At 62.0% G+C, this 22,056-nt stretch carries 18 protein-coding genes; 4 read left to right on the top strand and 14 right to left on the bottom strand.

Features of this window, described 5'->3' with window-relative positions; all coding sequences use genetic code 11:
* Positions 1–80: 80 nt before the first annotated feature.
* Complete coding sequence (locus tag JKL48_RS03030) at positions 81–908, bottom strand: DUF4249 domain-containing protein (RefSeq protein ID WP_201978278.1); 828 nt, start codon at positions 906–908, stop codon at positions 81–83.
* Between the two features lie 143 nt (positions 909–1,051).
* Positions 1,052–2,842 (bottom strand): TonB-dependent receptor plug domain-containing protein, encoded by a 1,791-nt coding sequence (locus tag JKL48_RS03025; RefSeq protein ID WP_201978277.1) that lies wholly within the window; start codon positions 2,840–2,842, stop codon positions 1,052–1,054.
* Positions 2,843–3,043: 201 nt separating this feature from the next.
* Between JKL48_RS03025 and JKL48_RS03020 the strand changes: the two genes are divergently transcribed.
* Entirely contained in the window at positions 3,044–4,042 is a 999-nt protein-coding gene (locus JKL48_RS03020) for a formylglycine-generating enzyme family protein (RefSeq protein ID WP_201978275.1), read from the top strand.
* Between the two features lie 70 nt (positions 4,043–4,112).
* Entirely contained in the window at positions 4,113–5,564 is a 1,452-nt protein-coding gene (locus JKL48_RS03015; RefSeq protein ID WP_201978273.1) for an arylsulfatase, read from the top strand.
* 22 nt (positions 5,565–5,586) lie between these two features.
* On the opposite strand, the gene JKL48_RS03010 is transcribed toward JKL48_RS03015, so the two are convergent.
* The 8 genes from JKL48_RS03010 to JKL48_RS02975 form a co-directional block, all read right to left on the bottom strand.
* Entirely contained in the window at positions 5,587–7,749 is a 2,163-nt protein-coding gene (locus JKL48_RS03010; RefSeq protein WP_201978271.1) for a hypothetical protein, read from the bottom strand.
* 137 nt (positions 7,750–7,886) lie between these two features.
* The gene (locus tag JKL48_RS03005; protein ID WP_201978269.1) at positions 7,887–9,575 is read right to left on the bottom strand and encodes an ABC1 kinase family protein; all 1,689 of its coding nucleotides are present in this window, start codon (positions 9,573–9,575) and stop codon (positions 7,887–7,889) included.
* 162 nt (positions 9,576–9,737) lie between these two features.
* Complete coding sequence (locus tag JKL48_RS23350; protein ID WP_201978268.1) at positions 9,738–10,307, bottom strand: phasin family protein; 570 nt, start codon at positions 10,305–10,307, stop codon at positions 9,738–9,740.
* A gap of 273 nt (positions 10,308–10,580) precedes the next feature.
* Complete coding sequence (locus JKL48_RS02995; RefSeq protein ID WP_201978266.1) at positions 10,581–11,549, bottom strand: alpha/beta hydrolase; 969 nt, start codon at positions 11,547–11,549, stop codon at positions 10,581–10,583.
* Between the two features lie 163 nt (positions 11,550–11,712).
* Positions 11,713–12,858 (bottom strand): lysophospholipid acyltransferase family protein, encoded by a 1,146-nt coding sequence (locus JKL48_RS02990; RefSeq protein ID WP_236668586.1) that lies wholly within the window; start codon positions 12,856–12,858, stop codon positions 11,713–11,715.
* Positions 12,859–12,979: 121 nt separating this feature from the next.
* Entirely contained in the window at positions 12,980–13,645 is a 666-nt protein-coding gene (locus JKL48_RS02985; RefSeq protein WP_201978264.1) for a YggS family pyridoxal phosphate-dependent enzyme, read from the bottom strand.
* Between the two features lie 276 nt (positions 13,646–13,921).
* On the bottom strand, positions 13,922–14,944 hold the full coding sequence (locus JKL48_RS02980; protein ID WP_201978262.1) for a VWA domain-containing protein: 1,023 nt from the start codon (positions 14,942–14,944) through the stop codon (positions 13,922–13,924).
* A gap of 184 nt (positions 14,945–15,128) precedes the next feature.
* Positions 15,129–16,055: a hypothetical protein gene (locus tag JKL48_RS02975; RefSeq protein WP_201978260.1), complete on the bottom strand. Its 927-nt coding sequence runs from the start codon at positions 16,053–16,055 to the stop codon at positions 15,129–15,131.
* A gap of 237 nt (positions 16,056–16,292) precedes the next feature.
* On the opposite strand from JKL48_RS02975, the gene JKL48_RS02970 reads away from it, so the two are divergent.
* Positions 16,293–16,772: a hypothetical protein gene (locus JKL48_RS02970; RefSeq protein WP_201978258.1), complete on the top strand. Its 480-nt coding sequence runs from the start codon at positions 16,293–16,295 to the stop codon at positions 16,770–16,772.
* A 303-nt stretch (positions 16,773–17,075) separates the two neighbouring features.
* On the opposite strand, the gene JKL48_RS02965 is transcribed toward JKL48_RS02970, so the two are convergent.
* Positions 17,076–17,966 carry a DUF58 domain-containing protein gene (locus JKL48_RS02965; protein ID WP_201978256.1) on the bottom strand — a complete coding sequence of 297 codons (891 nt, stop codon included), beginning with the start codon at positions 17,964–17,966 and terminating at the stop codon, positions 17,076–17,078.
* A gap of 204 nt (positions 17,967–18,170) precedes the next feature.
* Here JKL48_RS02965 and JKL48_RS02960 point away from each other — a divergent pair, with 204 nt between their 5' ends.
* Positions 18,171–18,575: a DUF4296 domain-containing protein gene (locus JKL48_RS02960; protein ID WP_201978254.1), complete on the top strand. Its 405-nt coding sequence runs from the start codon at positions 18,171–18,173 to the stop codon at positions 18,573–18,575.
* A gap of 186 nt (positions 18,576–18,761) precedes the next feature.
* On the opposite strand, the gene JKL48_RS02955 is transcribed toward JKL48_RS02960, so the two are convergent.
* The 3 genes from JKL48_RS02955 to JKL48_RS02945 form a co-directional block, all read right to left on the bottom strand.
* Positions 18,762–19,106 (bottom strand): tRNA-binding protein, encoded by a 345-nt coding sequence (locus JKL48_RS02955; protein ID WP_201978253.1) that lies wholly within the window; start codon positions 19,104–19,106, stop codon positions 18,762–18,764.
* Positions 19,107–19,216: 110 nt separating this feature from the next.
* Complete coding sequence (locus JKL48_RS02950) at positions 19,217–19,852, bottom strand: DUF922 domain-containing protein (RefSeq protein ID WP_201978251.1); 636 nt, start codon at positions 19,850–19,852, stop codon at positions 19,217–19,219.
* Positions 19,853–20,458: 606 nt separating this feature from the next.
* Positions 20,459–21,847: an MATE family efflux transporter gene (locus tag JKL48_RS02945; RefSeq protein WP_201978249.1), complete on the bottom strand. Its 1,389-nt coding sequence runs from the start codon at positions 21,845–21,847 to the stop codon at positions 20,459–20,461.
* Between the last annotated feature and the right edge of the window lie 209 nt (positions 21,848–22,056).

The following is a 22,056-nucleotide window of genomic DNA, read 5'->3' as shown; positions in this document are numbered from 1 at the left end:
CGCAAGTAATTCATTTACTACTGCAGTAGAGATGCTTCGACTCCGCTCAGCAGGACGTTCTTTTTTATGCAACCTCTTCCCTACAGCACCGGCACCAAGATGGTGCGCTGCCGCCGCGAGTGGGCGCTGAAATACCCCAGCACGCCGCCCGTGAAATTGGATTTGGGGTTGGCCGGCGAGGCGCTGGTCATGGGGTTGCTTTGCAGAATCTGGTTCAGGGTGCGGAAGTATTCGTACACATCGACGTCTACGTTCTGCATTTCGACGCGGGCGCTGTCGCCGGCTACCAGCTTGTCGGCATCGGTGCTGCCTCCGCCCCCACCGCCTCCGCCGCCCAAGCCCCGAACGTTGGCTTTGCCGTCGGTAAACTCGTCGTTTTGCAGGTAAATGGCCTTGTTCAGCCGGCCGTTGCGGTACTGCCGAAACAGGTAGTAGTTGCGGCCGCCGGCGGGGTCCAGGTATTCCGGCACCAGCTGAACAGCGGTGCCAATGGGCGCTTTTTGTGCCTTCACGCCCGTGAGCGGCACCACCGGCGCGGGCAGCGTCGATACGGCCACGTAGGCTTGGCCCGCTACTTCCACGCGCAAGGTGTAGCGGCGGCCGGGCTGGCCCAGCACTTTCTTGCCCTGGTAGAGGCCGGGCGTGCTGGTTTCGGGCAGGGTTTCGAGGCCGCCCGCGTCGTCGCTCAGCGTGACCACGGCGCCGCTTACGGCCGGAAACGTATTGGTTTCGGTGTAGCTTACGCTGCGCGACAGCAGCACGGTGCAAGGCTGCCCGTCGTCGGCCAGGTTGCCTTCGATGGTGAGCTGCGGGTCGGTTTGCTTGAGGTCGAGGGTGACGACTTTCTGGCAGGAAGCGGTGATAAGCAGCGCGGCGGCCAGGAAGCGGAGGGAAAACAGGTATTTCATAAGGTAAACCAGAACATCCTGCTGAGCTTGCCGAAGCATCTCTACCGCAGGAGTAAAATCAATAGATTGGAATAGTTGCGCGGGAGAGACGCTTCGACTGCGCTCAGCATGACCCGTGCTTTTTTCGTTCTAAAACCCGTGCCTTAAAAGTTGAAATTATACGTCACCGACGGCACCATCTTGAACAGCGCGGTTTGGAGCGCCTGGGTTTTGGTGGGGTCGTCGGGGTTGGTTTGGAAGGTGATGCTGTAGGCATTTTCGCGCCCCAGGGCGTTGTAGATGGAGAAGTTCCAGCTGCTGTGGAAGCGGTGGCCTTCCTGGTGGGCTTTTTCCCAGGTGGCGCCCAGGTCGAGGCGCTGGTAGCTGGGCAGGCGGTCGGCGTTGCGGGCCCCGTAGAGGCTCACGGCCTGGCCGGCCACGTAGTATTTGCCGATGGGATAAGTCACGGCGTTGCCGGTGCTGGCTACGAAGGTGCCCGACAAACTCCAGGTGGGCGTGAGCTGGTACACGCCCACCACCGAGAGGTCGTGCGGCCGGTCCTGCCGGGCATTGAACCAAGCGCCGCCGTTGATTTCGGTGTACTGCCGCTGCGACTTGCTCAGCGTGTAGCCCAGCCAGCCGGTGAGGCGGCCGGTTTCTTTTTTCAGCAGAAACTCAACGCCGTAGGCCCGGCCTTTGCCGTAGAGCAGGGTGCTTTCCACGTCCTGGTTGCCGCGCAGCTGGGTGCCGTCGCGGTAGTCTATCTGGTGCTGCAGCTGCTTGTAGTACACCTCGGCCGAAAACGAGTAGGCGCCCTTGGTGCCCAGCTGGCGGAAGTAGCCCGCCGAGTACAGGTCGGCCAGCTCGGGCTTCACGTTGTTGGTGGTGGGCACGTACATATCGGTGGGCGACGACGCAGCCGAGTTGCTGAGCAGGTGCAGGTTCTGCACGTTGCGGGCGTAGCCGGCCTTCAGGGCCGTGCTGGCCGACAGCTGGTAGCTCACGGCCAGGCGCGGCTCCAGGTTCAGGTAGGTTTTGATGAACTCGCCGGCGGTGTAGTGCTGGGTTGCGAGCACGGTACCGGCCGCGTTGTAGGTCGAGTAGTCGCCGGCACCCAGCAGGCTGAACGCCGACAGCCGCAGCCCGGTAGTGAAGTCGAGCTTGTCGGTAGCCGCCCATTCGTGCGACACGTAAGCGGCCGATTCCAGCGAATAATTGGTTTTATCGGCCGTCGAATTCACCGCCGCATCGGCCGAGGCCGTGACGTGGCCCGGCGTGATGGTGTGGTAAATAACGTTGGCCCCGAAGCGCAGCGTCTGCTTTGCGCTGGGCGAAAACTCGAAGTCCTGCTTCAGGTTCCAGTCCTTGATTTTCGAGTCGATGCGAAAATTCTGGTCGTTGGTTTTGATGTTGATTTCGTAGTCGTACTTGCTGTAGATGAGCGAGGTATTTGAAAACAGGCGGTCCGTAAACAGGTGGTTGAAGCGCAGCGTGGCGGTCTGGTTGCCGTAGTTGTTGCCGAAGGCGTCGATGCCCAGCGCGTCGCGCCCCAGGTAGCCCGAGAAGTAGATGCGGTTGCGGGCGTTCAGCGTGTAGTTGGCCTTGGCGTTGAGGTCGTAGAAGTAGAGGCTGGCGCTTTTGGTGGTGGGGTTCGAGCTGAGCTTCAGAAACACGTCGGCGTAGGTGCGGCGGCCGGTGAGGAGGAACGAGCCTTTGTCCTTCACCAGCGGGCCTTCCAGGGCCAGGCGCGAGGCAATGAGGCCAATGCCGCCGCTGCCGTGCAGCTGCTGGTTGTTGCCGTCCTTCATCTTGATGTCGACCACCGACGAGAGCCGCCCGCCGTACTGCGCCGGCATCCCGCCCTTGTACACGGTCAGGTCCTTGATGGCGTCGGAGTTGAAGGTGGAGAAGAAGCCCAGCAAGTGCGAGGCGGACGCGGTGGCTTCATACCCCAAACTTACCGCCAGCCACGCCCTGAAGGCCGGCTTTTTCTACAAACGCCGCAAAAAGGCAGATGATTGCCAGCACTTCTCGGGGCGTAGCATTGCACGCGGTGTGCGTAAATGTTGGAGCTTTGCAGCGAAATTTCTGCTCACAGCCGTCGGACCGTGCTTCTTCCCTTCTACTGTCCTTCCTTTCCGTAACGCTAAGCAACCATGGCTGCTTCCAGAAGCTTATTCTTGATTGGTTTTGGCTTGTCGTTGTTGGGCAGCTGCACCAGCGAGCAGCCGTCCACGGTGAAGGCCGAAGCGTCGCCCAAAATGATACGGGTGCCCGGCGGAACGTTCCTGATGGGTTCTGATGACCCGAATTTTCCCGACGCTTCTCCCATTCACCCGGTTACGCTCGGGTCCTATTATATCGACGAGCACGAGGTCACCAATGCCGAATTTGCCGCCTTTGCTAAGGCGGCACGGTACGTGACGGTAGCCGAGCGCAAACCCACTCCGCAGGAATTGCCGGGGGTGCCAGCGGCGCAGTTGGCAGCGGGCTCGGCCGTTTTCTTGAAGCCCGATGGCGCGGTGTCGCTGGCGGAACCAGGGCAGTGGTGGCGCTACGTGGCCGGGGCCAGCTGGCGGCACCCACTGGGCCCCGGCAGCAGCCTCGCCGGGCACGAAACCGACCCCGTGGTGCAGGTATGCTACCAAGACGCCCTGGCCTACGCCCAATGGGCCGGCAAGCGGCTGCCCACCGAGGCCGAGTGGGAGTTTGCTGCCCGCGCCGGCAAAAACGTCGCCACGCCCTACTACTGGGGCGCCGAGCTGAACCCCGGCGGCAAGTGGATGGCGAACATTTTCCAGGGTGATTTTCCGGCCGGCAACACCCGCAAAGACGGTTTTGAAGGGCTGGCTCCCGTCAAGTCGTTTCCGCCCAATGCCCTGGGGCTCTACGACATGGAAGGCAACGTGTGGGAATGGTGCAGCGACTTTTACCGCCCCGACTACTACCGGGCCAGCCCGGTGGCCAATCCGCCAGGCCCGGCCAGCAGCTTCGACCCCGACGAGCCCGGCCTGGTAAAGCGCGTGCAGCGCGGCGGCTCCTTTTTGTGCAGCGACCAGTACTGTGCTCGCTACAAGGCCGGCAGCCGGGGCAAAGGCGAGGTGAGAAGCGCCGCAAATAATTTAGGCTTTCGCTGTGCCAAAGACGTGAAATAGGTGACACCTTCGCAGTGAAGAACTACCCGCAACGGCTGTTGTGGTACCCCGAAATGCCAACTCCCTGGATATGAAATCTGCGAAACTGCTGGTGCTGCTGTTGGGCGTGGTTTGCGGCGTGGCGCTTGCTCAAACGAAGCCCAAAGCCCAGCGCCCGCCCAATATCATTTTCATTGTGGCCGATGATTTGGGCTACGGGGATATTAGCTGCTACGGTCAGAAGCGGTTCAAAACCCCCAACATTGACCGGCTGGCCACCGAAGGCATGAAGTTTACGCAGGCCTATGCCGGCACGGCGGTGTGCTCGCCGTCCCGCTCGTCCTTGTTCACGGGCCAGCACACCGGGCACACGCCCGTCCGGGGCAACCTCGCGGTGAAGCCGGAGGGCCAGTACCCTTTGCCCGATTCGACCGTCATCATTCCGCAGCTGCTGAAGAAGGCCGGCTATGCCACCGGCTGCTTCGGCAAGTGGGGCCTGGGCGGCCCCGGCACCAGCGGCGACCCGGTGAACAAGGGCTTCGATGAATTCTTTGGCTACAACAGCCAGACCCTGGCCCACAATTACTACCCTTACTACCTGTGGCACAACCGGGAAAAAGTAATGCTGCCCGAAAACAGCGGCGCCCGCTCGGGCACCTACGCCCCGGATTTAATCCATCGAAAAACGCTGGAATTCATCAAGCAGCATAAGGACCAACCCTTTGCCGTGTTTGTGACGACGGTGATTCCGCACGCGGAACTAGCCGCCCCGCCCGCGTACATGAAGCAGACCATCGGGAAATTTGGTCCGGAAAAGCCGTATATCGGCCCCGATACCAGTGCTCCAACCTTCACCAAATCGGGTCCTTACCTGTCGCAACCCTATCCGCGGGCGGCCTTCGTGGGCATGATGGGGGTGCTCGACGACCAAGTGGGCCAAATCATGCGCACGCTCAAGGAGCTGCATCTTGACGGCAACACCTTGGTAATTTTCACTTCCGACAATGGCCCTTCGCCGGAAGGTGGCAAGGAGCTGAATTATTTTAACAGCAGCGGCGGGTTTCGCGGGGCGAAAAGGGATTTGTACGAAGGCGGTATTCGCGAGCCGTTTATTGCCAGGTGGCCCGGCCAGGTGAAAGCCGGAGTTGTAACCAAGCAGGTGGTGGCCTTTTGGGACCTGCTGCCCACCTTCACCGAATTAGCGGGCCTGAAAACGCCGGCCAACCTTGATGGCGTTTCCATGGTGCCCACGCTAACCGGCAAAGGCCAGCAGCAACAGCATCCGTACCTGTACTGGGAGTTTTATGAGCAGGGCGGCAGCGTGGCCGCCCGCATGGGCCACTGGAAAGCCGTGCGCCTGAACATGGCGACTACCCCCAACGGCCCCATCGAGCTGTATGACCTGGACGCCGACCCGGCCGAAACGCACGACGTGGCCAAACAGCAACCGGCGGTAATTGCGCGCTTTGCGCAAATTTTCACCAAGGAGCACAAGCCCTCGCCGGTGTTCAAGTTTCAGCCCCGGAAAGCCGCCGACGAGTAAGCAGTTTGGCCGTTCCGCAGCCCTACAGCCGCACCCCAATGCCCGGCCCCAGCATGTAGAACCACCGGCTGGTGCCCAGCAAAAAACCACCGCCCAGGTAGAGCGGAAACGTGAACTTGGCCTCGCGCCGCGTGGGGTACACCGAGCCCAGAATCACCAGGCCGAGGTCGCGGTTGGCGCTGCTGCTGCCCAGGTTGAAGGCGTTGAGGGCCACGAAACCGGCCCCGATTTTGTACGGACGCAAGCGGTTGATTTTGTTGGGGCTGTAGAAGCTGAACTGCGCCAGCGTGGCCAGCGAGATACCGCCGAGGTCGCCGTAGCTGCTCTCGCCCTGCTTGCGGGTGAGCAGGCCCGCCGGGAAGCTCACGTCGATGTCGAACTTGTAGCGGCGCTTGAGCACCAGCTCCACGGTTTGGGTATAGCCGGTTTCGCCGTACTGGCTGGCCTGGTGCTTGACAGTGACCAAAATGCGGCTCCACTCGTCGAGGTCATAGGTTTTGCGGCTCAGGATGGTGTTGAGGCTCAGCGGGTCGGTGCGGCACTGCTTATCGGCGTAGAAAGCGGCGCGGGGTGAGTTGTCGCCGGGGCACACCAGCAGGCTTTCCACGGCGCGCTGCTCCACCAGGTCGCCCTTGCTATTCACGGTCCTGATTTCGAAGGTCAGGTACTGCTTGCCGTAGAGCTGGTCGGCCTTGTCGATGCCGTTGGGGTTGAACTGAAACACTACGTCCCGAATGGTGCCGTCGTACAGCACCGGGCCATTGAGCCGGGTGATGGGGCGGGCGGCGTCGCCGTAGGCCACCGACACAAAATCCAGCGGATGCGGCCGCTGGAATTCCTTTATGTTCAACGTGTAGCCCGTGGGCTGGCCCAGGTTGTAAATCGTGCTTTTGCGCTTGTCGAAGCTCACGGGCACATGCACCCGGTACACCAGCCGGCTATCGGTGCGCACCGACGAATCGGAAGGCACCACCGGCAAATCCTCGAAGCTAATGCGGGCTTTTTGCAGGCCGTCACCCTCGAGGCGCACGTCCACGGTTTCGCCGGGGCTCACGCTCAGGCCGGGCGTCCACTCGCCGCCGCGGTGCAGCACCTGCACGTTCCGAATCACGGTTTGGGGCGTGATGTCGAGGTTGGTGAGGTAGCGGGGCGCGTCATTTTCCTTGATGTAGAGGTAGCCGGCGGTTTGGCGGTGGATGTTGTAGGGGCGGAAGTAGCACAGCACCCGGTCGTTGCTCAGGTACTGGCGGGTGAATATTTCGGCAATGAGCGCGCCGCCGGCTTCTTCCTGGTCCTCAATACGGTAGGTGCGATGCAGCTCGAAGCTGCGGCCGTTATCGAGTATCAGCTCCACGCCCCGGCGCCGGCTCACGTCGTCCATGGTCACGCTGCGCTGGTCGGGCGATAGAAAGCGCAAGCGACTGGCTTTCACGTTGAACTCCTGCTTCAGCACCGGCAGCTGGTAGCTGAGGCGGTTGCCGGCCACCAGCGTGGGCCGCTCGGTTTGCAGCTTCACGGCCAGGGTGCGCACGCCCAGCTGGTTGGGCAGCACGTGCAGGCGCAGGGTGCCGTTGGCCTCGGCCACCAGGCGGTAGTCAAATTCCGGCCCGCGCATCCATTCGCCGGTGGTGTGCACATTGCGCGGGTTCGAGCTGGTGAGCTCAAACACCTTTTCCTCGCCCACAAACAGCTCGTTATCCGTCACACGCAGCGCCAGCGAAGTGCGGGCCAACGGCAGCAGCGGCACCTCCTGCCGGCTGGGCGTACGTCCGGCCGAGTCGGAAGCCTGCTCCACCACCAGCCGCAGGAACCGGCTGGTCGTCAAATTCTGGAATTTCAGGCGGGTGCGCAGGCTGCCATCGTCTTCCTTGCTCAGCGAGTCGAGCTGCTGGTAGTCAGGGCTGCGGCGCAGACGCACCGGCTTGGCATTGGCCGGATTAGCCGGGTACAGGCGCAGCTCCACCGTTTCATCGTCGCGCCTATACCAGAAATACAGCGTGGGCACGCCCTGCACCGGCACCGTGTTGCGGCTCAGGAGGTAGGTGGAAGTATCGGTGCGCAGGCTGGCATCGCGCAGCACCAAGCCGCCGACCGGAGCCGTCTGGGCGTTGGAAAAACGCGGCACCACTCCCAGTAAAATGCCAAAAAAGGCGAAAAACAACCGGAAGCAAAACGAAGCAGACATGCAGGCAAGTGGAACGGAAATAGCGCTCCACGCCGGCAAAGGTCGGGCTCCGCACGCGCGGCTACCAAGCTCCGCCACTAAATTCTTGACCGGGTCAGTCCAAAACCTCGCCGGCTCGTTGCGGCATCGGCCTGCCGCTACTTCAGCTTCTCGCGCCGCCGGGTGCCCAGCAGCAGCAGTATCAGCAGCAAGAAGCCGGTGGCGCCCAAGCTCCACCAGGTTATTTCGGGTACGCCGCGCCGGTAGGGCATGTCGGGTGAATAATGGCCCAGCAGCGACAGGCCCGAGAACAGCAGCCCGCCCACGCTCAGCAGCGCCAGAATGGTGCGGCTCACCAGCTGGTCGGCCTTGCGCAGCAGCGTCTGGTAGCCAATCAGCTCGATTTTCACCCGCAGCTCGCCCTTGCTCACCTTGCGCACAATCTGGCGCACATCAGCCGGCAGGGTTTGGAGCAGGGCCAGCAGCTGCGTGCCGGTGTATTCGGCTTCGTTGAGCAGGTTTTGCCGGGAGTATTGCTCCCGAATAATCTTGGCCCCGTACGGCCGCACAAACTCAAACGTGTTGAAATTGGGGTGCAGCACCTTGCCGATGCCCTCCAGAATAACCAGTGCCCGCAGGATGAGGAACACCGCGCCCGGCACCTGCAATTTGTAAGTGTAAATGATGGTTTGGAGCGAGTCGGCAAGGTCGCTCATGCTCATCTCCTTCACGTCGAGGGTAGCAAAATCCTCAATCAGCTGGCTCAAATCCGACTCGAACGCCCGCATGTCCGGGATTTCGGCCGTGAGGGCAAGGCGGCGGAAATTGAGCGCCATGCTGCGGGGGTCCTGCCGCGCCATGCCGATAAACACGCCCGCAAACGCGTATTTCTGCTGCTTGGTGAGGCGGCCCACCATCCCAAAATCAATGAGCACCACCGTGCCGTCGGGGCGTACCAGCACGTTGCCGGGGTGCGGGTCGGCATGAAACACCCCGAACTCGAAAATCTGGGTCAGGTAGATATCCATGCCGTTTTCGGCCACCGTGGCGGGGCTCAGGCCCCACTCCAGCAGCTGCGCCTTGTCCGTGATTTTGCAGCCGCTCACGAACTCAATCACCAGAATGCGCGAGGTGCTCAGCTCCCGGTACGGCTTGGGCACGTAAAACGTGGTGTACTCGGCGTAGAGCTTGCGAAACTGCTCCATCGAGCGCGCTTCGGCGGTGTAGTCCAGCTCTTTGCTCATGCTCCGCTCGAAGGCGTCCACGATGTCCTGCGGGTTGGCCAGGCCCTGCTTTTGCAGGAAACCAGAGGTGAGGCGCACCAGCTCGTGCAGCAAAGCCAGGTCGGAACGGACTTTTTCGCGCACGTTGGGGCGCTGCACTTTCACCACCACTTCCTCGCCCGTGAGCAGCCGCGCCCGGTGCACCTGCCCGATGCTGGCCGAGCCCAGCGTCACGTCATCAAACTCGCTGAAAACCTCGGAAATCGGCCGGCCCAGCTCCTCCTCAATAATCTGGCGGGCCAGGGCCGTCTCAAACGGCGGCACGTTGCTTTGCAGCTTCTCAAACTCGTCAATCAGCGCCTCGGGCAGCAGGTCGGCCCGGTTGCTCATGGCCTGGGCCAGCTTGATGAAGGTGGGCCCCAGCTCCTCAATTATCAGGCGCACCCGCTCCCAGCGCGTGGTTTCAAACACCTGCCGGTCGGCCCGCTGCCAGCTCAGGCGGCGCGCCTGGCTCACGAGGCGGCGCAGCGGCGTGGTCGTCACCACATCCTCGAAGCCGTAGCGTAGCAGCACCTCCGCCACTTCCCGGATGCGCTGCAAATTAGAAATCGTGTTTTTGAACATAGGGCGCCGATTTACGGACCGCAGATTTACGCAGATTAAACCGATTTCGCGGATTCGAACGCGCCGCACGGGCTGGCACAGCCGGTTGCTTCGCACTCGAACGATGCTAAAAAACCCCGCCTGCGCCGAGCAAACGGGGTTTTATCAGTTCTCAACGCTTGGCTATGCGTTGTCGTCAGTTTTGGCGGCTGGTGCTGCGGCAGCGGGCTTCTTGGCGGCGGGCTTGCTGGTGGCGGGTTTGGCAGCGGGCTTCGCGGCCGCTTTGGCAGCAGGCTTTGCGGAGGCTTTTGCGGCGGGCTTGGCAGCCGGTTTGGCCGGAGCAGCGGCTTTGGCAGCCGTCGATTTCTGGGCCGAATCGGCGACGGCGCTCACTTTGTCGGCTACTTTCTTCACCGCACCAGCGGCTTTGCTGGCGGCGCTGTTGGCCGTGGCGGCGGCTGTTTTCGCAGCGGGTTTGGCAGCGGGCTTTTTGGCCGCGGCCTTGCCCTTGGGCTTGGCATCGCCGAGGCCAACGGAGCTTTTCACGCGCTCGGCCAGGCCCTGAAATTGCTTTTCCAGCTCAACGCGCTTGGTTTCGCCGCTTTTCAACAGCTCATCCACAATTTTCTTCCCCTCTTCCTGGGTCATCTTGTTGTCTTTCACCAGCTTTTCGATGGTGCTCTGTAGCGACTTGCTGCCCTGGGCGATGTAACCCACGCCAGCATTTACGAATTTTTTAAACAAATCTTCCATGATGAGGAAACATGTTGAGGTGAAAAATGAAAAAGGGAAGCAACTGGAAACAAATGCGTTGCAGGCACAAAGTAGTATGCAAGCCGACTATTTCTGGTGCAAACCTACGAATACTCCGCAATATAGTGGAACGGTGTACGCAGTATTTTTCGAAAAGTGGCTCAAAATCACTTCAATGCGAGTAAAATTTTCTGTTTCAGACCGGAGACAAAATTCCACTGGCCAATCAATAGTTCTCATGCCTCACGTATGATAACCGATAACAGCGAATCGCTAAGCGGCGCGCCGTGAGAGCACACGCGGCGCCCGGACCCGTGCGGTTTTGGTCTGATATTGCCCGGCCCACAGCTTATCCAGAAAGCCCGCCACCTGGTCCAGCGCCTGCCGGGCCTCGGGCACAATGCGCCAGAACAAATGCCACCAATGCACCAGTCCCTCAAATGGTTGCAATACTAAAGGCACGCCGGCGGCGCGGGCTTTTCTGACAAATTTTACCACGTCACCATACAGCACCTCGGCCGTCGAAACCTGGATGAGCAGCGGCGGCAGGCCGTGCAAATCGGCCTGCGCGGGCGAGAGCAGCGGGTGCGTGAGGGGCGTTTTATGGGCGTACAGCGGGCCCCAGGTGCGCATTTGCAGGGCTTCGAGCAGGAGACCTTCTTCGCGGGCCACGCGGCGCAGGGCGGTGATGGGCAGGTTGAGGTCAGTCCAGGGCGAGAGGCCGATGCCGGCGGCGGGCAGCGGCTCGCCGGCATCGCGCAGGGCCAGCAGTAGCGCCAGTGCCAGGCCGCCCCCGGCCGAGTCGCCGCCCACCACGATGTCGTGCGGCTGGTGGCCCTGGCGCAATAGCCAGCGGTAAGCCCGCCGGGCATCGTCCAGCGCGGCCGGAAATGGATGGTCGGGCGCCTTGCGATAGTTGATGGTGAGGACATTGAGGCCGCAACGCTGGGCCAAGCTGCCCACCAGGCTGCGGTGCGTATTGAGCGAGCCCAGCACGTAGCCGCCCCCGTGCAGGTAGAGCAGCACCCGCGTGGGATGCGCCGTGCGGGGCCGCAGCCACTCCGCTTCGAGGCGGTTATCGAGCTGAAAGCTTTCCAAATTCACGCGCCAGGGCATAAACTGGAACAGGGAACCGGCTTCCATGGCCAGCCGCATGGCGCCCACGCTGGGCTTGCGGCTAGCCAACGGCGCGGCCGCCGCCGTGAGAAACTGCTTGAGCAGCAGGTGCTGAAACGAGGGCATTGGGTGGGATTTGGGGAGGGCGGAAGGGTGTGAAAAGTCTGTCATCCTGAGCAGAGCGAAGGACCTTATCACGCCAGCGCAGAATAGAATTACGGCAAGCTATTCAAACCTGACAAGGTCCTTCGCTCTGCTCAGGATGACAGACGATTTACGGAGCAACAAACTACGGTTTCTGCCCCAGCTTATTGCCTTTATACCCTTTGATGGCCAAGGGAATCCAGCCAAGTACGGGGATGAAATAAGCCAGGGTAATGGGGTTGCGCCACAGCATACGTAGCCAGGCACCGGGGCGGTCGAGCTGCATGTGAAAATCGCGGCGCCCTTCCTTCACGTACAGGCGCTCGAACTCGGTGAAGAGGGCCGGCCAGGCGAAGGGCAGGAAAAACGGGAAGAAGCGCCGGTTTTCCTTCATGCGCTGCCACAGCTCGGCCCAGCGGTAGGGATGCTGGCCGTAGTTTTTCACGGCAACATCCATTTCGGCCTGCATTTTCTGGCGGATTTGCTCGCTCAGGGCCAGGTATTCTTCGCGGGTGAGCTGGTCGGTGGTTTTGTCGGTAAGGTCCGACGGGCGGATGCGGGTGCCCATCACGAACGTGAGCTTGGCCGGCAGCGCCAGGTAGAAGGCCCACGGCTGCACAATGACCAGCAGCAATAGCAGCGTGAGCGGCAGAAACGGAATCCCGATTTTCTTGGTGAAGCGGTTGATGAAATCCCAGCTGTAGGCGTAGGGATTCAGGTATTCGGCGTTGATGGTGTAAAAGGGCACGATGTCGGTGCCGTGCTGCAGGGCCAAGCGCACCATGCTGGTGGCCAGGCGCTGAAACTGGTACTTCCGGTTGAAGCCCTTGCCGATGCCCGGCACGCCTTCGGGGTAGAGCATCAGGTTGTGGTCCTGGTAGTACATCATGGTTTCGAAATTCAGCGTGGTGGCATCCACGCAGCCCGCTTTTTTCCAGAATTCCTTTACCAAGTACGGGTTCATCAGGGCCGTTTGGGAGAGCAGCGGGGCCGACAATGGGCGCGGCAAGTCGCTCAGGCTGGCGTGCTTGGGCAGGTAGCGCCACAGGTGCGACAGGGCCACAATAGCATCCCAGGGGAAGGCCATGCCCGAATGGTTGCTGGCAAAAATCAGCGGCCGGTTGGGGTTGTTGCGCTGCGGAAAGTTCTCAAAACCCACCAGCTTGGACCGGAACCACACGCGGTCGAGCAGCTGCAGGATGTTTTCGTCCAGCGTCTGGGTGAATTCCTCCCGAAAATAGTCGTCGTAGATGTGCTGGTTGGCCACAATGGCCGGTGGGGGGGTATTCAATGAAGGATGAGGAATGAAGAATGATGAGTTATCCGTGCTTCCATGCATGAAAGAAAGGTAGGGGTTTTATTGCATTCCCAATTCTTCATTCCTCATTCCTCATTATTCATTAAGCGCAGCGTCACCGGCTGCCGAAAATGGCGCTGCCCACGCGCACCAGCGTGCTGCCTTCGGCCACGGCCAGCGGGTAGTCGCCGCTCATGCCCATCGAAATGTCGCGGAAGGCGTCGTCGTCGGCAAAATACGTGGCTTTCAGGTGCTCGAAGTAGCTGCGCAGCTGCTGGAATTCCCGGCGAAGCTGGGCTTCATCGTGCGTGAAGGTGGCCACGCCCATCACGCCGGTGAGGCGCACGTTTTGCATCTGGCGGTATTCTTCCGAAGCCAGCATTTCCTCCGCTTCGGGCAGCGAGAGGCCGGACTTGGTTTCTTCCTGGGCAATGTGAAATTGCAGCAGCCCGTTGATAACCCGGCTGTTGGCGGCGGCGTGCTTGTTGATTTCGCGCAGCAGCTTCCCGCTGTCGATGCTTTGGATGGTGTGCACGAAGGGCGCCAGCAGCTTCACCTTGTTGGTCTGGAGCTGGCCAATGAGGTGCCACTCCACATCGGGCGGCAGCTGGGGCTGCTTGGCGGCCATTTCCTGGGGCCGGTTTTCGCCGAAGCAACGGGCGCCGGCCGCGTAGGCTTCTTCCAGTTTCTCCACGGGGTGGGTTTTGGTGACGACGCACAGGCGGGCGGCCGTGCCCGCCAGTTCGGCGTTGATGCGGTGAATGTTATCGGCGATGGACATGCTTTCAATTAACAATGAGCAATGGGCAATGGGCGATGGGCAATGGGCAATGGGCAATGAACAATGGGCAATGAACAATGGGCAATGAACAATGGGCAATGAGCAATGGGCGATGGGCGATGGGCAATGGGCAAGAGGAACGTCATGCTGAGCGCAGTCGAAGCATCTCGCTCGCTTCGTTCACCGATTTATTTACTACCACACGCGAGATGCCTCGGCTGCGCTCGGCATGACGTTCCTTTTGTTCATTGCTCATTGTTCATTGCTCATTGTTCATCAGTCCTCCAGCGGGTTGCTCAAGAAAGTGCCTTTCAGCAGCAGCCACAGCAGCCAGAAGCCGATGCCGAGCCAGAGGTAGGGCGGGTAAAAATCTTTGGTGTTGCGGAAGCGCAATTGCTTGATTTCGGACTTTTCGAGGCGATTGATTTGGGTGAAGACCTCGCGCAGCGCCCCGGCGTCGGTGGCCCGGAAAAACTGGCCGTCGGCGGCGGCGGCCAGCTGGCGCATGGTGGTTTCGTCGAGGCGGGTTTCCACGTAGCGCGGGTGGCCTTCGTCGTCGTGGCCGTAGGGCACAAAGCCGTCTTTGCCCAGCCCGATGGTGTAGATGCGAATGCCAAACGCGTGTGCCAGCTGGGCGGCCAGCTGCGGGTCGAGGCTGCCGGCATTGTTTTCGCCGTCTGAAAGCAAAATGACTATCCGCGAGCGGGCCGTGGACTCGCGCAAGCGGTTGGTGGCCACGCCCAGCGCCGTGCCAATGGCCGTGCCGTCATTCGGTATCATGCCCACGCGCAGGCCGGCCAGGTCCTCGCGCAGCAGGTCGTAGTCGGTAGTGAGGGGGGCCAGCGAGTAGGCATCGCCGGCAAACGCCACCAGCGCCAGCCGGTCGCCCACGCGACTGCCGAGGAAGTCGGCGGCCAGGCGCCGGGCCGCGGCGAGGCGGTTGGGGCGCAGGTCTTCAATCTCCATCGAGCCCGATACGTCGAGCGCCAGCACTATGTCGATGCCCCGGCCCGACTGCTCCACCCGTTCATCGGTGCGCTGGGGCCGGGCCAGGGCCACCACGATGAAGCTCAAACCCAGGCCCAGCACCACATCGGGCAGGAAGCGCAGCACCGCCGTCCAATTGCGCTGCGCCGGGCCCGGCGCAAAGGCCACCTCCACCCGCGCCCGCCGCCGGGCCAGCAGCCGCCGCAGAAAAAACAGCAGCGGCACGGCCGCCAGCAGCAGCAGCAGGCGCGGGTGCTGCCACTGGTAGCCGGCCAGCGTGGTGTAGCGCAAAAGGGTGAAAAAGTCGTTCAACTTGATTCAATGAGCAGGGAGCAATGAGCAATGAGCAATGAGCAATGAGCAATGAGCAATGAGCAAAAGAACGTCATGCTGAGCGCAGCCGAAGCATCTCGCGTGCCGAAGTAATTCAATCGTGAGGACGAAGCGAGCGAGATGCTTCGGCTACGCTCAGCATGACGTTCCTTTTGCTCATGGCTCACTGAATGATGGAAGCGTATCGGCGCTCGGCAAAGCCCCGCAGGCGCTGAAAGGCCCGGTCGACTTCGGCGGCTTCTTCGGTTTGCAGGTTGCCGTAAATCACTTTGTCGGTGGCGTTAAGGGCTTTGCGCACGTCGTTATCGTTCTCGAAATACGCCACCAGCTCGCGGGTCGTAAAGGAATTCAGGTCGCTGTTTTCCAGGCGAGCGAGGTAGTTTTTCCAGAGCACCACGGCCCGCTCCACGTTGGTGGCGGAGCGCGACAGCTCGAAGCGCTCGACGTGGCGGGCAAACTGGGCCAGGAAGTAGCCGTGGTTTTTGCGCAGCTTGTAGGCCTGGTAGCGCCGCGTGAGCCGCCGATGGAACAAAGCCGCGCCCCCCGCCAGCAGCAGCAGCACCGCCAGCGTGCCGGCCAGCCAATACGGATAGTTGAATACCGGCTCTACGGGCACCAGGGCCAGGTTTTGGCGCAGCCTGGGCGGCGCGGTTGCCCCGGCGGGCAGGGGCCTAGCCGTGCGGCGCAGGCGCACGCGGCTGGGCAGGGGCAGGATGCTCAGCGTGTCGGGGCCTTGCAGCACGGCCACGGGCAGCGCCAGGGTTTGCACCGAATCGAGCCGGAAAGTGCGCAGGTGATAGATGGCGCGGTCGAGGCTCACGCCGTTGCGCGTGCGGGTCGGATAGAAGGTTTTGCCCGCGTACTCAAACGGCGCAAACCGGGCCAGCGAATCCGGAAACACCACTTCCAGGTCGGGGGCGTGGGCGTAGCGCAGCTCGTAGTCCAGCGGCTCGCCCACCAGCACCGTGGGCTTCAGGAAACGGCCCTGCGGCGCGGGCAGCGGCGCGGGCTGGGCCGCCAGCAACCCCGGCAGCAGCAGCAGCACCGGCAGCAGGCAACCCCAACGCAGAAGTAAGCAAACGGACAGCATAGCGGGCAAAACAAGGCCAAATGTAGCCACAGGACTGGGTTGGGGACGTGTGCCGTAGGGGCGGGGCCTGCCCCCGCCCGGCCGTTGAACGGAATCATTGCACCGACACCAGCGTCCGGGCGGGGGCAGGCCCCGCCCCTACTCCAAGCCGTGCTAGGTTCCTAGCAACCCGCCCCTTACCTTGCCCATACTTCCGGCAACGTTGCCGGCTTTCATTCCCCCTTCTTCTACTTTTTTATGCAGAACCTGTTTTCTACCCCCATCCCCGACGCCACGCTGAAAAAGGCGCTGGGCTTCTTCCAGCAGGGCGCCGCCGAGCTGCGGCCCTACCTGCAAGCCCTTACGCCCGAAGAGCGGTCGGCCATGCTGAAAATGGGCGCCAAAACCGTCGACTTCGTGCAGAAGGCCTACGGCTACGCCCTGAGCAACCCCAGCTTCGTGCCCGCCTTCCTCGACCTGGAGGAGTTTGCCAGCGACTCGGCGGCCCTCGCCGGCCTAGCCCCCATTCAGCAGCTGCTCGACGGGCTGGCCCTCGACGCCAGCTCCACGATGATGCTGGCCGGCTCCGACGCCTACGCCGCTGCGCTGGTGCTCTACAACAACATTAAGTTTCTGGCCAAAAACAAGCAGCCCGGCGCCCAGGCCGCCTACGACGACCTGAGCCAGCGCTTCCCCGGCAACGGCGGTGGCCGGCCTCCGAAGCCCCTGAAAGGCTAGGCAACGCCCCGGCCCCGCCAAACAAAGGCCCGGTTTCGACTCGCTGAGGGTTGGAGCCGGGCCTTTGCACGTCCCTTGCTGGGCTCCAAGGGGCGAAATGGATGCTTAAGCAGCTCATTTGCACCCTCGGAGGGGGGTTATGGCAGGGTCGAGGGGGGTTATGGCAGGATTTACTGACAGATTGACACTGCCTATAACCGCGCTAGGCCCCGCCCAGCCGCCGCGCCTCACAGGCGCCGTTGGCGGCTTGCAGGTTGCGGTTGAGGGATTGGGATTGCATAAGAGCGAAGGTAAAAAACAAAGCTACCCCCGCCGCCCGAACTGCTGCCGATGCCGAAACAGATTCACCAGCTGCGGCACAAAGTCCGCTTCGGTGCTCAGGGCCAGAAAGCCGGTGCGGTGGCGGCGGCAGATGTTGAGCAGCTCGGCCTCCTGGCGGTCGGCGGTGGCCTCCACGCTAGCCCGGAAATCGGGGCTGGCGGTGTTCACCCAGCGCGTCTGGCCGGTTTCGGCGTCGCGCAGCGGCACAATGCCCAGGGCCGGAAACTGCCGCTCGCGCGGGGCCAGTACCTGCACCACTATCAGGTCGTGGCGCTGGGCCAGCATGGTCAGCTCCCGCTCGTAGTGGCCGTCGATGAAGTCCGACACCAGCACCACCAGCGTGCGGCGCTTCAGCAAGCCCATGGCCTGCCGAATGCCCGCCCCCACCCCCGTGCGGCGCGAAGCCGGCACCAGCCCAAACAGCCGGTTGATGAGGGCATACGCCGCCCGCGGCCCTTTCACGGGCGGCAGGTACAGCTCCTTCTGGTCCGAAAACGCAAACAAGCCCAGCGCCGAGCCCTGCCGGGCCGCCGCCAGCGCCAGCAGCCCGGCAATGTCGCGGGCCACGTCCAGCTTGCGGCGCTGCCCGTCGCCCACGTCCAGCGAGCCGCTCACGTCGAGCAGCACCAGCACCTGCTGCTCTTTCTCTTCCTTGTAGGTTTTCACGAAGGTGCCGTGGCCTTTGCTGCTCACGGCCCAGTCGATGGCGCGCACCTCGTCGCCGTACTGGTACAGGCGCACGTCGTCCACCTCCAGGCCGGTGCCTTTGAACACGGAGTGAAAATCGCCCTGGAGCTGCGCCTCCACCGCCTTGCGAATGCGGATTTCGAGGTGGCGCAGGCGGCGCACCAGGTCGGTGAGGGGCGAATTCATATGCTAGCGCTTGTTCGTTGTCAGTTGTTCGTTGTCGGCATCGGGCCCTAACGGCAAGTTTCCTCTTTGCTCCCTGCCTAGAGCGGTTTTGGGGTCGCTGTATCGTAGCGCAAACTACAAAGTTCGCGCTACGATACAGCGACCCCAAAACCGCTCTCAAAAACCACCGAAGGCGAAGCTACGGCTTGGGACTAACTTTGCGATGTGAAATCATTCCGTCGTTGCTGCCTGGGCCTGTTGATGGCCGCCTTGCTGGTGGGGGTCTCCGCCTGCCAAACGCCCGAAGAGGCCCCCGTGCCCGCCGATTTGCTCCCAAAAGAGAAAATGATTCCGCTGCTGGCCGACCTGCACGTACTGGAAGCACAGGTCGAAAACAGCCGCCTCTCCCCCGATTCGGCGCGGGCCCTGTTCTTGGTGCAGCAGAAGGCCGAGCTATGGAAGCGGGAGATAACCGATTCGGCGTTTCACCGCAGCTTCCGCTACTACAGCATCCACGGCAAGGATTTGGACGAAATCTACGGGGCAGTCATCGACACGCTCAACAAGCGCGAAGCCAAATTTGCCCCTAAACCCGCGGAGAAGGCCGTGCCGCCGGGCTGGGCCAAGTAACCTATTGGGGGCTGACGAAGCAGATAGAAGCGGGTTGAGCAAGGAAGAACGTCATGCTGAGCGCAGCCGAAGCATCTCTACCCCGTAGGTAATCAGATTTATTCCTGCGGAAGAGCTGCTTCGGCTGCGCGCAGCAGCACGTGCTGGATTGATTGTTCGGGTAGGTTTGTCCCGTCAATCAAATTCCTACACCAGCCGGCTGCCATTGGGCACGGCCGCCGCCACCGCCGCCAGCACAACGTGGCCTTCGGCGTCGGCAAAGCCGGTGACGAGCACCTCCGAGCGAAATTTGCCGATTTGCTTGGGCGGAAAATTCACCACGGCCAGCACCTGCCGGCCCAGCAGCGTTTCGGGCGTGTAGTGGTGCGTGAGCTGGGCGCTGGATTTTTTCAGTCCGATTTCGGGCCCGAAATCAATCAGCAGCTGGTACGCCGGGCGGCGGGCCTCCGGGAAAGGCCGCGCCTCCACGATGGTGCCCACGCGCAGGTCTACCCGCTCAAATTCGGCCCAGGTCAAAGGCGTAGTGGCCATAGGCAATGTTGCTCTGTACTGGAAATGGCAAATTGCTGCCATTCGGCGTTGTTATGCTGAGCGCAGTCGAAGCATGACGTTTCAGCGTCGTTTCAATGATTTCTCCCGGCTTACTGCGGCAGGGCAAAGGCCTGGAGCTGCTCCAGCTTGGCCTGGGTTTGCTTTTCCCAGGAGGCCTGGCGCACGGCATTCAGGCCGTGGTTGGTTTCCTGGTCGTAGCGGTTTTGCTCCTTGTCCCACAGGTCGTACACGCCTTTGGTGAGGTTGTTGAAGGCGGGCTGCAGCTTCAGGCAGTCGGCTTTGGCCTGAAACAGCACCATTTTCTGGCGCATGATGCGGGCGTACACTTCGGTAATGTCGAAGTGGGTTTGCTCGTGCCGCAGCAAAGCCTCCGAGGCAGTTTTGGGGTTCCGAAACCACGACTTATTCGGGTCGAACGTGGCCAGCACCGTGCTGCTGAAGACAAAATCCTTGCACGCCGCGTTGGCTTTGATGTCGCTGGAAGTGGAGGAAGCCAGCGGGTCGCCAGAGCCGGGGCGGCCCAGAAAGTCGGCCACCGCCAGCTTGCGCGTTGCCGACCATTGAATGGGCGGCGCGGGCGCGGGCTTGGCCGCCACCCCAGCCGCAGCCGGGGCCGGCACCGCCGACGCGGGTACGGGCTTGGCCGCAGGACCTTGGCCGGGCTTAGCCGCAGGCCCTTGCAGCAGCGAGGCCACTACCAGAAACGAAGTCAGAAAGGAAAGCATAGTCACGTAATTTAGGGCAGCACCTTTGGTTAATCAGGCCACCGAAACACTTCCGGTCGCACAAAAATTGCCTCTTTAGAGGGAATTAGCATTCGCCGGAAAAAATTTCCCATTGAAGCTGTTTAGAAAGTCAAAATCGTTGTCATCCTGAGCGCAGCGAAGGACCTTATCACGGCAGAACAACGCCTATTCTGCCGTGATAAGGTCCTTCGCTGCGCTCAGGATGACAGATGTGTAAGCAAATCAGACTTTCTAAACAGCTTCATTGGCAATATGCAGCCGCCGCTTGCAAGCGGTGGAAATGGTTTAAGAATTCAACCGTCAGAGCTTGTTTGTCATCCTGAGCGCAGCGAAGGACCTTCTCACCAATGAACAGTTGGCAGTGAGTAGTTAGAGCAGTTTCGGAGTCGGTGTACCGTAGCGCGAACTATGTAGTTCGCGTCCCCGCGCCGTCTTATCGAAGCGACTGGCGCGGGGACGCGAACTGCAAAGTTCGCGCTACTTCCAGCGCCTGTACACCGACTCCGAAACCGCTGTAGGCAATTATTTACGCTACGCAGGCGTGATAAGGTCCTTCGCTACGCTCAGGATGACAAACGCCACTTATCACGCCGCGGCTGGCTCCTCCGCCGCCACGCGCCGCGCCGCCACGTAGCCCGGTGCCGTTTCGCGCCGGAAGCGCAGCAGCAGCACCCCGGCCACTATGCTGAGCCCCACCAGCAACCCCGTCCACAGGCCCGGCGCGCCCCAGTGCATGCGGATACCCAGAAAATAGCCCAGCGGCAGCGCCACCGCCCAATACGCCAGGAGCGCCACCACCGAAGGCACCTTCACGTCTTCCAGCCCGCGCAGGGCGCCTAGCCCCACCACCTGCAAGCCATCGGATACCTGAAACAAGGCCGCGATGAGCAGCAGCGTGGCTGCCTGGGCCACTACCGCCGGGTCAGGCCCGGCGGCCGGACTGTAGAGCAGCGGCGCCACGTGCCGCGTGGCAATAAACAGCACCGCCATGGTGCCCATGAAAGCAAACCCCAGCAGATACGCGGCAAAACCGGCCTGCCGGGCCCCGGCCAGATTGCCGCTGCCAAACAGCTTGCCCACTCGGATGGTAGCCGCCGCCGAAATGCCACTGGCGGCCATGTAAGTAATGGAAGCCAGATTGATGGCAACCTGGTGCGCCGCCAGCGATACCGCCCCCAGCCGACCAATCATGAGGGCCGCCGCCGCGAATGCGCCCACTTCAAAGGCCATTTGCACGCCAATGGGGGCGCCCAACCCCAGCAGGCGCGCCAGGGTGGCGGCATCGGGCAGCCAGTTGTGCACGGCGGCGCGGTACGTATGCAGACGCGGGGCTAGCAGCACGTAAGCCGCCATTAGCACCGCCATCAGGATGCGGGCCATGAGTGTGGCCCAGGCCGAGCCCATCAGCCCCAAAGCAGGCGCGCCCCAGTGCCCGAACACCAGCGCGTAGCACAGGGCCGCGTTCACCACATTGGCCAGCACCGACAACCACATGGCCTGCCGCGTGAGGCCCAGCCCTTCGGCAAATTCCCGAAACCCCTGGAACACCATGAGCGGCAGAAACGACCAGCTGATGACCCGCACCCAGGGCGCGGCCAGGGCCTCCACGGCGGGCGGCTGGCCCAGGAAGTGCATCAGGGGCGGCACCAGCTGGCCCAGGCCCACCAGCACCAGCCCGGCCAGCACGCTCAACCACACCGACGACACCAGCAGGCGGGCCAGCGCCGGGTGGTCGTGGCGGCCATCGGCGGCGGCCACTAGGGGCACGCTGCCCATGCTCAGGCCAATGCCCAGAATCAGGATAACGTTCGTGCTGTTCACGCCCAGGCTCACGGCGGCCAGCTCAACCGTGCCGATTTTGCCCACCAGCACCGAGTCGACAAAACTCACCATAATATGGCCCAGCTGCGAGAGCACCACCGGCACGGCCAGCAGCACAGTTGGCCGCAAATGCGGACGAAGGTCTTTCAACATAACAACAAAAAAGGGCCGACAAAGGTACGGGCCCAGCCGGCGGGGTAGGGCCGTGATGCAGCAGGCTATCCAATTGCCCAGCTACAGCGCTTTCGGCCTCCGTATCCAGGTGGGATGTAGAGACGCATCCTTGCGTCTGCCGTTAGACGAGCGGAACCAACGACGAGACGCAAGGATGCATCTCTACACCCTCCCATATACGGACTATG

Source organism: Hymenobacter rubidus, from assembly GCF_016734815.1.
GTDB classification, from domain to species: Bacteria; Bacteroidota; Bacteroidia; order Cytophagales; family Hymenobacteraceae; genus Hymenobacter; species Hymenobacter rubidus.
This window is presented reverse-complemented; position numbering and strand designations above follow the sequence as displayed.